This window comes from Nitrosomonas sp. Nm166 (genome assembly GCF_900112825.1).
Classification (GTDB): Bacteria; Pseudomonadota; Gammaproteobacteria; order Burkholderiales; family Nitrosomonadaceae; genus Nitrosomonas.
In genome coordinates this window covers 18305-28201 of record NZ_FONE01000044.1, presented here as the reverse complement: position 1 = coordinate 28201, position 9897 = coordinate 18305, and the positions used below count along the sequence as shown (strand labels likewise).

13 protein-coding genes are annotated in these 9897 nt (G+C 40.3%); 11 read left to right on the top strand and 2 right to left on the bottom strand.

Annotated features, from left to right (window positions below; all coding sequences use genetic code 11):
- Positions 1–131: 131 nt before the first annotated feature.
- From BM021_RS12165 to BM021_RS12155, 3 genes are all read left to right on the top strand, one after another.
- On the top strand, positions 132–473 hold the full coding sequence (locus BM021_RS12165; protein WP_177186375.1) for a recombinase family protein: 342 nt from the start codon (positions 132–134) through the stop codon (positions 471–473).
- Between the two features lie 155 nt (positions 474–628).
- A complete protein-coding gene (locus tag BM021_RS12160) occupies positions 629–871 on the top strand; it encodes a type II toxin-antitoxin system ParD family antitoxin (RefSeq protein WP_090721304.1) in 243 nt (80 codons plus the stop codon).
- Positions 872–1162, top strand: a complete 291-nt coding sequence (locus BM021_RS12155; RefSeq protein WP_090721303.1) for a type II toxin-antitoxin system RelE/ParE family toxin — start codon at positions 872–874, stop codon at positions 1160–1162.
- Positions 1163–1292: 130 nt separating this feature from the next.
- On the opposite strand, the gene BM021_RS12150 is transcribed toward BM021_RS12155, so the two are convergent.
- Positions 1293–1808: an antirestriction protein ArdA gene (locus BM021_RS12150; RefSeq protein ID WP_090721302.1), complete on the bottom strand. Its 516-nt coding sequence runs from the start codon at positions 1806–1808 to the stop codon at positions 1293–1295.
- 588 nt (positions 1809–2396) lie between these two features.
- Between BM021_RS12150 and BM021_RS12145 the strand changes: the two genes are divergently transcribed.
- The 8 genes from BM021_RS12145 to BM021_RS12115 all read left to right on the top strand — a co-directional run bounded on the left by BM021_RS12145 (position 2397) and on the right by BM021_RS12115 (position 8197).
- Positions 2397–3638 carry an AAA family ATPase gene (locus BM021_RS12145; RefSeq protein WP_143074340.1) on the top strand — a complete coding sequence of 414 codons (1242 nt, stop codon included), beginning with the start codon at positions 2397–2399 and terminating at the stop codon, positions 3636–3638.
- Complete coding sequence (locus BM021_RS12140; RefSeq protein WP_090721300.1) at positions 3635–4360, top strand: hypothetical protein; 726 nt, start codon at positions 3635–3637, stop codon at positions 4358–4360. The genes BM021_RS12145 and BM021_RS12140 overlap by 4 nt, the downstream gene beginning before the upstream one ends.
- Positions 4357–4554 carry a type II toxin-antitoxin system RelE/ParE family toxin gene (locus BM021_RS12135; protein WP_256207901.1) on the top strand — a complete coding sequence of 66 codons (198 nt, stop codon included), beginning with the start codon at positions 4357–4359 and terminating at the stop codon, positions 4552–4554. The genes BM021_RS12140 and BM021_RS12135 overlap by 4 nt, the downstream gene beginning before the upstream one ends.
- Entirely contained in the window at positions 4547–4705 is a 159-nt protein-coding gene (locus BM021_RS16190) for a hypothetical protein (RefSeq protein WP_256207900.1), read from the top strand. Before BM021_RS12135 ends, BM021_RS16190 begins: the two co-directional genes overlap by 8 nt.
- Before the next feature lie 9 nt (positions 4706–4714).
- Positions 4715–4876, top strand: a complete 162-nt coding sequence (locus BM021_RS16185) for a helix-turn-helix domain-containing transcriptional regulator (protein WP_371116459.1) — start codon at positions 4715–4717, stop codon at positions 4874–4876.
- A 498-nt stretch (positions 4877–5374) separates the two neighbouring features.
- Complete coding sequence (locus tag BM021_RS12125; protein WP_090721298.1) at positions 5375–5986, top strand: SIR2 family protein; 612 nt, start codon at positions 5375–5377, stop codon at positions 5984–5986.
- Complete coding sequence (locus BM021_RS12120; RefSeq protein WP_177186374.1) at positions 5929–6441, top strand: SIR2 family protein; 513 nt, start codon at positions 5929–5931, stop codon at positions 6439–6441. Before BM021_RS12125 ends, BM021_RS12120 begins: the two co-directional genes overlap by 58 nt.
- Before the next feature lie 7 nt (positions 6442–6448).
- Entirely contained in the window at positions 6449–8197 is a 1749-nt protein-coding gene (locus BM021_RS12115; protein ID WP_090721296.1) for an ATP-binding protein, read from the top strand.
- Between the two features lie 89 nt (positions 8198–8286).
- Here BM021_RS12115 and BM021_RS12110 read toward each other — a convergent pair whose 3' ends face one another.
- On the bottom strand, positions 8287–9816 hold the full coding sequence (locus tag BM021_RS12110) for a type IV secretory system conjugative DNA transfer family protein (protein WP_256207898.1): 1530 nt from the start codon (positions 9814–9816) through the stop codon (positions 8287–8289).
- Positions 9817–9897: the final 81 nt, after the last annotated feature.

Here is a 9897-nt window from a genome sequence, read left to right as displayed (position 1 = left end):
CTGGAAATTTACTTCAACAGTACGCTTTTTTACACCTGGAAAATTAAATGATTTATGGGTACACTTTGTCACTGGCAATTCCTTTTCTTTATTCGACGTAGGTAACTGAATTATAAAGAATTATTTGGGAATTGCCACTACCTTCGTGCAATATTGGGGCTAAGGATGGCGTCACATTTCGTTCGCTGATTCAGAATATCGATACGAGAACTCCTGAAGGTCGCCGTTGGTATATTCATGCGGCTTCTGATGCGGAATATGAACGCGCAGTGATTTCACGCCGGACACGTGAGCAAATGGCCGCAGCAAAACGCAGAGGCAAAAAATTTGGTCGTCCAAGAAAATTAAGTAAAGCTCAGGTTTCCTGGGCAAGAAAAATGCTGCAACGAAAAAACAGCAAAACCAAAATGCAGATCGCTCAAGAATTGAAGGTTTGTGTGCGAACGCTGACACGGGCACTAGCATGCATTTAATCATCATGAGATTAAATTCTCAATAATCCCTTAATAAGCCAATGATGGATAACTCCACTCAAACGCATGTTATCAATCTTTAAAACAATTAAATTGCTTCGTATACCAATAAATATTATAATTAGGTATAAATATTGTAATTGAGGAGTAGCGATATGGCGATACAAAAAAATACCAGTGTCACGCTAGGTGAGCATTTCGAAAAATTCCTGGTGCATCAGATTGAAACAGGGCGCTACGGTTCGGCAAGCGAAGCGATACGTGCAGGACTACGGCTACTGGAAGAGCGTGAGGCAAAACTGGAAGCACTGCGACATGCTTTGGCCGAAGGTGAGAAAAGCGGCCCATCCAATTATTCTTTGCAAAATGTTTTGGATGAGCTGGAAAGTGAAAATTAGATGGGATCATTCATCCTTACGCAAAAAGCCATGGAAGACTTGCTTTCTATTGGCCGTTATACTCGTAAACAATGGGGAAGGGCTCAACAGATACGCTATCTGACACAGCTTGACAGCGCGTTTCATGATTTGGCGGATCAGCCCGATATTGGCCGTGCTTGCGATGACATCAGGGAAGGCTATTTCAAATATGGCGTTGGCAAGCATGTGATTTTTTACCGTCAAACAAAAGGCCTGATTGAAATTATTCGCATTCTGCATGGCCGTATGGATATCGAACAGCATTTATAATGCTATTCTTAAAATTTTATGGCCCTGATTCCAGTCGCCGACGAAAGCTACAGGATTTCGGCGGCGCGATTTTTTTACCAAGAAATGAAAAAGCGCTGCCAGCTATGAACAGACAGCGCTCTAATTTGTGTTAGTGATTCCAAAAAATGTGAATCTCTTCATATCCTGTTTCTATGGTGAACACATCGCCGCTTAGCTCAATATCGCGCCCCATTCTTTCATAATCGATATAGAAAGAAAGGCTTTCAGGAATTTGCGTGGTTTCCTCTGTCAATTCCTGAGCATAGTCGGCAAGTGATTTATAACAGCCGCAATAATTTTCCTCTGCCGCCGTTCTGGCTTCTTCCAGATCACCGCCAAAATTATTTAACAATTCCCCGGCAAAATCTGGGTATTCTTCAACGAAACAGGCGATTTCGTGCGCGGCTTCTATGCCTTCATATTCGCTTAAAGCGTAACCGCCAAACCCTTCATAATCATGAATTGCGTACTCCTCCGCGAATGGCTCTGGACTGTTTGCCAGCATTTCATTAATTTGTTTTTGAATTTCTTCCAAATCCTCGCACGCATAAATCCAGATGCCGTGAAGTTTGCCATTATTGTAAGCCGCCAAATCTGCAATATAGATTCTGATCTCGGTGCTCATAGTCTTTTCTCCTAAATTCGGTGTTGAGGTTCTGAGCGAAGCGTTTTGCCTCGCGCATAACCTCTGCCGACTAGGGCGACTAAGGCGGTGGTGAAAAAGTCCAGAAAAATTGCGGAGGGTCTATTCAGCGCAGCGCCAAATGGAAACCGTCATTTTTCTTGACTTTTGAGGGGACAAGACCCCTCCGAATTTTCCAAAAGTAATACCTAGCAATGGATTCTCTGTCTTTATTTATGCTGGGCGCGGACAGCGGATAACATTTTATCGTTTACTCTTGTGATGATCTTTTCTAATTCATCCGGCGTTGATGGATTTTCGAAATCTTTAAGACAATCATTTATGGATCAGGTACTTTGCGCTGACATATTTTCTGAGAACGTAAGAACTCCAGTTAGAAAAGAAAAACAAATTTCAAATTGCACAGGCACTTAAATCTGGGTGCGAATGTTGGCACGGGGAGTTTCAAGATAATTAAAAATTCAACTGTTTGGGCTGCATAAATTAACGGTACTTAGCATTTCAATTGTAAAAAAACTATAATTGAATGAAGAAATAAGATTGAGAATTTGTTTTTTAGAAAATTTCCTTTTGACGACCAAAATTTGGGTTATTGATAAAATTAAAATGTTTCCCTACATATCTCAGATTAAAGTAAATAATTGTCATACTTCTAAAAATTTTGTGTTCCCAGAAATAGAATTAGAAGAAAAGCGCCACATTGTATTAACTGGGTTAAATGGTTCGGGTAAAACTACAATATTAAATTCTATTGCATCGCATCTTGAGAACCGCAAGCAAGCAAACTTCGATCCTTTGAGAAAATTAAAGGCCACATTAAGCAATAATCCCTCTCATCCACATGTAAAGCAGTGGCAGAATGAGATAGAAAATTTAGAAAATGTATCTTTAAAGTTTCTTAACGTTACTAATGAATTTTTAGGTGAAGATTGGGATAGTAAAGATTACGTTATTTCATTCTTTAAAGCTCATCGGAGAGTAAAATTTGATGATGTATCTACAGTTACGAAAGAACAAGATTTTATAGATTTCTATATGAAGCCTAAAAATGATCGTGTTGAAGTGACTTCTCAGAAATTAAAGCAATACCTAGTCAATAAAAAGGTGTATGAAGCTTTTGACTTCATGGAGTCAAAAGCAAATAACACCAACCAAAATAAAATATTTTTTGATCAATTAGAAAATTCATTAAAAACCATTTTTGGAGATAAAAAATTATTTTTAGAATTTTATAAAGAGGATTTTGAATTTTTCGTAAATTTTGAAGACGGTAGAAAAATTACTCTCAATCAGCTTTCTGAAGGATTTTCAGCTTTTTTAAGTATCATTATTGATTTAATTATCAATGTTGATTTAATTAGAAAATCAAATAATGATTTTAAATTCGATCCTAATGGAATAGTTTTAATTGATGAGCCTGAAACACATTTTCATCTCTCAATGCAATATGAGATTCTTCCTTTAATCAGCACCTTGTTTCCAAATATACAATTAATTGTTGCCACACATTCTCCAGCTATAATTTCAAGTTTAAAAAATGCTGTAGTTTATGATCTTACAAGCAAAAACGAAGTTTCAGATTGGCTATTAGGAAGTAGCTTTTCTGAACTCATGATTACGCATTTTGGGTTAGATAATGAGTTTTCGCCTATAGCGGATAAAATTATTGGGGATGTTAGAAATGCAATAATTGAAAAGAATCCACAAAAACTTAAAGACATTCTTTTAGTTAATCAAAAATACTTAACTCCTTCATTAAGATTGGAAATTGAAAGTCAGGTCATAGATTTAGAAAGTAAGCTTCAAGAATGATCAATATAAGACGGCATTGTGCAGTTCCAGCTTCTTTAACTTCACAAGAAATTAAAGACTATATAAATCAGGTGCTAGCATATCTCAATGGTGAACAACCTACAGAACCTGAAAAACCAGGCACTTATCGCACTTCAGATTTATTAGAAGCATTTGATGAATGCTTTTTTTCTAAATGCTATTTAACTGAAGAAAAATTTGAAAATTCGTGGGCAATGGATATAGACCATTTCTTACCGCAAAAAGATCGCCCTGATTTAATCTATGATTGGAATAATCTTTTTCCAGCAGGTCATTATGCGAATATGACTAAACCAAGAAAATATCCTCCTGGAGGATATTTAAATCCTTGTGATCCTACTGATGATGTAGAAAAGGAAATTTTATATACCTTATTACCTCTTGATAAACCAAATTTTAGTGCAAAAGACATAAATAATATTAAGGCTGTTAATACTGCCAGACTTTTGGATATTGTTCATAATGGCAGTAATAATAATGGATATCAAGCTACGGCAACTTTGCGACACTTCATCCATAAAAAAGAAAATGAACTTTTAAATACTATTATTGAATGGAAAGATTTACCTGAAAACTCTGATGATAAGCATCATGTAGAAGTTAAGTTAAAAAGAATGTTATCTCGTAAAAGCTCATTTACCATGCTTTGCAGATCAATTGCAGCGGTTCGGCGGTATATTCCTAAAGAATTTCTAGATTGAATCATGGCGACTGCCAACCTGTCGGCGAAGGGGTTTCGGAATTGCGAATATTTTTCGGCCCTGGCTATCGAGTATATTTTGGCGAAGAAGCTGATCAGATCGTCATTCTACTGTGCGGCGGCGACAAGGATAGTCAGAACCTGGATATACAGGACGCGAAAAAATATTGGAAGGAGCATAAGGATCATGGCTAAACGTACATACCGTCAATTCAGGGACGTTGAAGAAGAATATTTCCGCAATCACTCGGAAGAAATCGACGCCTATCTTGACGAGATTTTTGATGAATATGCGCAGGATCATAATTCGGCTGCTTTGCTGGCATCCTTGCGCGTGATCGCCTAGGTCAAGGGCATCACCAACATTGCCGAGGAAACAGGATTGACCCGCCAGGGCATTCAACATGCCCTGTCCAGCAAGGGCAATCCTCGCTTTGACAATGTCAATTCGATCATGAACGCGCTTGGCTATCGCCTTGTACCGGAGAAGATCGATAGCAATAATCAGCGCGTGTAAATCCGAATTGGCAATCGGGCTTTATCCAAATCCACTGATTTGGTCGATGGGGTTCAGGGGAGAGCGGAAGTCTTTCCGATCATGGTGTGCAGAGGAGCAGGAACGCTCTTCTCGCGAGTGATCACAAAACGGCGATACGTTTTGTAGTGCATGATGGCTCATGCCGAATGCGCTCCAGGCCGGGGGGAAGCAACGGGGGCGCGCCAGCGGGTCCCCTTGCCAAGATAGTACTGTATTACAGTACACATCTTGCAGCCGTTCTTATTCACCAATGTCATAATAGTGAACCGTTATTGCACCATATTATGGATCAGCGCACCTAGTTAAAACGGATGGCTTAACTGCTGTAGTACGAGCCTCTACCCGGAAATATGTCCTAGCTTCTTACAATGAAAGTAATGGTTGATTCGGTAATTCTAGATCAAATTTTAAAAATTCATTTTATGAGTGTGTGTTAGTTATAAATTGTAAAAAAATAGATAAGGAAGCTAGCAATACATGACCAGTAAAGCCACAAAAGAACATGTAGAAAAAGGATGGAAGTTTTGCCAAAGCTGCCTTCGCGCTAATTCGGTTTTAATTATCGGTAGCGGAGCTTCTGTTGCATATAACTTACCTAACATGGAAAGTTTAGGTAAAAATCTAATTGATAATATTGAGAAAGAAAAACCAGACCTTTTGAAAAATGCTTTGTGGCAAAGTTTCAAAGAAAAATTGAAAGAGATGGGGCTGGAGCAAGCAATTGATATAACGGATATTTGGAAGAATGACGAAATATACGCGGCGATCAAGTCACATACCTGGCGCTATATTGTAAGCAAGGATGCTATTGTTCAAGAATTAGTTCGAGATAACAGTGCTACGTTGGCGTTGAGCAAACTTCTAAGACACTTGCTTACCAGCGATAACAATTTAATACGTGTGGTTACACCAAACTATGATCGCCTTATTGAATATGCGAGCGAAGCGGCAGATATTTTATGGAGAACAAATTTTCAACCTGGTTATATGGGGGCATGGAGAGGGGATAAGCCTTCACTGGAATTTTGGAATTGTGGCAAGAAAGTGCCGGAAAAACACTGGAGATTTGGAAAGTACATGGTTCATTAGATTGGTTTTCTTTTAAAAAATTCGGAATTAGATCAGTGCCAGGCATTATAGATTTACCAGCTGATGCAATTCCGTTAATCATACCGCCGAGCTTTAAAAAACTTGCTGAAACGCACGAAGATCCTTTTAGAAAAATTGTCCATGCGGTTGATACCGTATTACGCGAAGCCAATTCGTTCTTTTGTGTTGGATATGGATTTAACGACAATCATATTCAGGTAAAGCTATTTGAAAGAGCACAACGTGATCGCAAGCCGGTGGTTATACTTTCCAAAGAGCTTACTAAAAATGCTCGCAAATTGTTCTTGGAAGACCACGGACAGATAGATTTTTTGGCTTTTGAGGAAGCAAGTAATTACGGCACAATAATGTACGACAAAGACAATCGTGACGGCGTTCTAATTGAAGGTCATCACGTGTGGGATTTGGCCCATTTCGTTAAAGAAGTGATTTGAGGTAAAAATGAACAAAATATTCCAATTTGGCGAGAAAGATATTTTAGGAAGGGTTATTTCTGTTGATACCGCAACTGCCGTCATTGAAATTGATGACCTTGAAAAACTACGTTGCATGCAAGTCAACCGATTGGTTGCCCTTGAAAGCAATGCGGGTCAGCACCTTATTGGACTAATTGAGAAAATTACACGCAAAGCCATTGATGCCCTTTTGGAGGGCAAAGAAAACGATGCTGAAGTGGTAGAGCAAAACCTAGTTCGTATTAGTCTGATTGGAACACTCTTCGATAAAAGAGGAACCCATGAAAATGTCTTCACAAGAACAGTGGAATCAGTGCCGCGAATTAATGCTGCTTGCTTTCCAGTAGAAGGTGAAAGCTTGACACGATTTATGCAGGTCATTGCGCAGGTCGCACAAGATGATCTAAAAAAATCATTATTAATAGGTAATTATACTCTGGATGAAAGAGCGGAAGCCTATCTTCACGGTGATCGTTTTTTTCAGCGCCATGCTGTCGTAGTGGGAAGCACCGGTTCTGGTAAATCCTGGACAACAGCAAGACTTTTGGAGCAAGTTGCAAACTTACCTCAAGGTAATGCCATAGTTTTTGATATTCATGGCGAATATAACACGATGCAAGCGGATGGATTTCGTCATTTTCGAATAGCAGGGTCTTCTGATTTAGAGAAAAAAACATCTCTCGATGATGGAGTTCTTTACCTTCCGTACTGGCTTTTGAGTTACGAAGCTCTTGTTTCAATGTTGGTGGATCGAAGTGACCAGAACGCGCCGAATCAAGCAATGATAATGTCGCGTGCAATTATTAAAGCTAAGCAGAAATCGCTAGAAAACGCAGGCCAGAAAGAAATTATAGAAAATTTTACTATTGATAGCCCAGTCCCCTTTAATATCTTGGATGTTGAAGCAGAATTGAATTCAATCAATACTGAAATGGTAACTGGTTCTTCGTGCCGAGATAAGCAAGGCGATTTCCATGGAAAGCTAAGTCGCCTAATAGCTCGTCTTGAAGCCAAAATATCTGATCGTCGACTTGGATTTTTGTTTAAACCACCTACAGAAACCAGTGCGTTTGAATGGTTGAATGAATTTGCCACAGTATTGATTGCTGGCCGCGCCGATCAGAAGGATGGAAAAGGTGGAGTAAAAATCATAGATTTTTCCGAAGTGCCTTCGGATATTCTTCCATTAATGGTTAGTCTGATTGCAAAACTAGCATTCTCCATTCATCAATGGCAGCCATCGAATAAGCGTCATCCTATTGCATTATTCTGCGATGAAGCTCATTTATATATTCCAGATACTAACAACACTGATGCCGCAGGTGAAGTGTCTGTAGATATATTTGAGAGAATTGCTAAGGAAGGAAGAAAATACGGTGTGGGTTTAGTCGTGATAAGTCAGAGACCGTCGGAAGTTAATAAAACCGTCCTCAGTCAGTGTAATAATCTTTTGGCAATGCGCCTTACAAATGGAGAAGATCAGAGTGTAATTAAAAAACTCTTACCCGATAGTTTGGGAGGGTTTGGTGATGTGCTACCTATACTTGATATAGGCGAAGCTTTGATAGTAGGTGATGCGAGTTTACTCCCTAGTCGAATTAGAATCAAAGAACCTAGCTTTGAACCTTCTAGCGCAACAATTCCATTTTGGAAAAAATGGTCTGACGATATAAAAATTGGGGGTGTAAGCGATGCTGTCAATAACTGGCGTCGTCAGAGCATGAAAAGAACTTAAGATACCGAGTTATTTCTATTGAAGTAATAGTTATTTCGTGTAATAGCCGAGTTTGTTTTTTGATCTCGAGTTTCACTTAAAATTCTATTTTAGAGGTACAACCGAATTTTTCCTTTGAAGGCTTTATTAAATAGCGGATTAATCTCCACCCATTTAGCCCAGGGCTTGATTTCATGATAACCTATTTTGCTCAATCGTATCGGTCGTTGATCCCGATAGAAAAGGATTGTATCCGGCGTACGACGCACTTCATCGGGCGTCATTAAGCGGCGCGGCATTTCCTGGAGTGATGTGGTCGGTTCATCGTAAATACTGGCACCGATATTATGATTGAGCGTTTTGATGGTCGCCTCGCCTAGCATATCCGACACAAGCTGACAGGTTTTATAAGAACGAGAACCCATGATGATTTTAACTTCGGTTTGAGACAGCAGTGTTTCCAGGCTTTCCCGCCCATACACATGTGCCCACTGCTCCAGTTCCTGGATGATCAGCCACAATTTTATTTTGAATTCCCTTGCGAGCGTTAGCAATGACGGTAAGCCTTCGATTTTGAAATTGGTGATTTCATCGCAGAGGAAACAAACCGAACGATTGTTCTGAAACCGGATCAGTTCCGTCAAGGCACACCATGATAGTAAGCCCAGCCATGGCGAATACACTGACATGCGTGTCGGGTCTGCGAGCAAATAGACGGTCATTTTTTTCTTTTTCAAATCCGAAAATCTGAAATCGCAGGTAGATGTACATTCTGCCAGCTTGCCGCTCGGTGAAAATACCTCCAAGGCCTGCACAGCGCCTTCACGGAAAGATTCGATTTGTTTCTGATCGCCGCTTTCGAACTTGGTCAGTAAATCTTTAGCCAGTCTGGCCAGATCACCGTTTAAGTGCGTGAAATATTGTGTATCCTGAAGCGCTTTAAGCAACGCATCTTTATCGCTGAGCAAGCACAGTACATCGGCCAGTGTCGGGTATTTGGTTGTAGTGATTAAATACAGGAAGCTTAATACCAGGAATTTTCGTGAACCGTTCCTGAAATACTGATTCTCGCCTTGTTGTGCCGGGTCCTGGCACAACTGTTTGGCAATACTTTGCGCATCGGAAAAAAGCTGCGAATGAGTATTAGGATCGCTCCAGTCATCCCACAGAATTTGCAAGGGGTTATACCTTGCCCCTGCTCCCAGTATATGTGTATATAACTCGCCCGGATTAACGATGATGATTTCATGTTTGTATCGCTTGCGCCGCAACTGTGCCGTCATGCACGCGAGAGTCCCTTTCAAGTCAGGCACCAACATACTCATCGGATTGTGGCACAGTGCCGGAATAACAAACGTGACCGTCTTGCCGCCCCCGGCAGGAGAAAGCACTAAACCGGAAGATTCAATATCGACAAAGACAGGATCGTTTTCATGCATCCCCGCCAGAAACCCTTCCCGTTTGAACAAGCCCATTTTTCGGATATCGCGGGGAGATGCCCAGGCTGCACTGCCGGAACGCTCGGTTGGCTTCATCAACCTTCCGCGCATCAGTATTTTGGGAATCAATATTAGAATATATATGGCTGCCTTGAGATAAGACAATGCGGCAAATAAACCTAACAATGCAGGGACCAGCATCCATTCGCTGTTCAGCCAGGGAAGCGTTTCTCAGGCACCCCAGAGTAAAAGGGTGGCCTGGATCAAATATCGAATAGGATT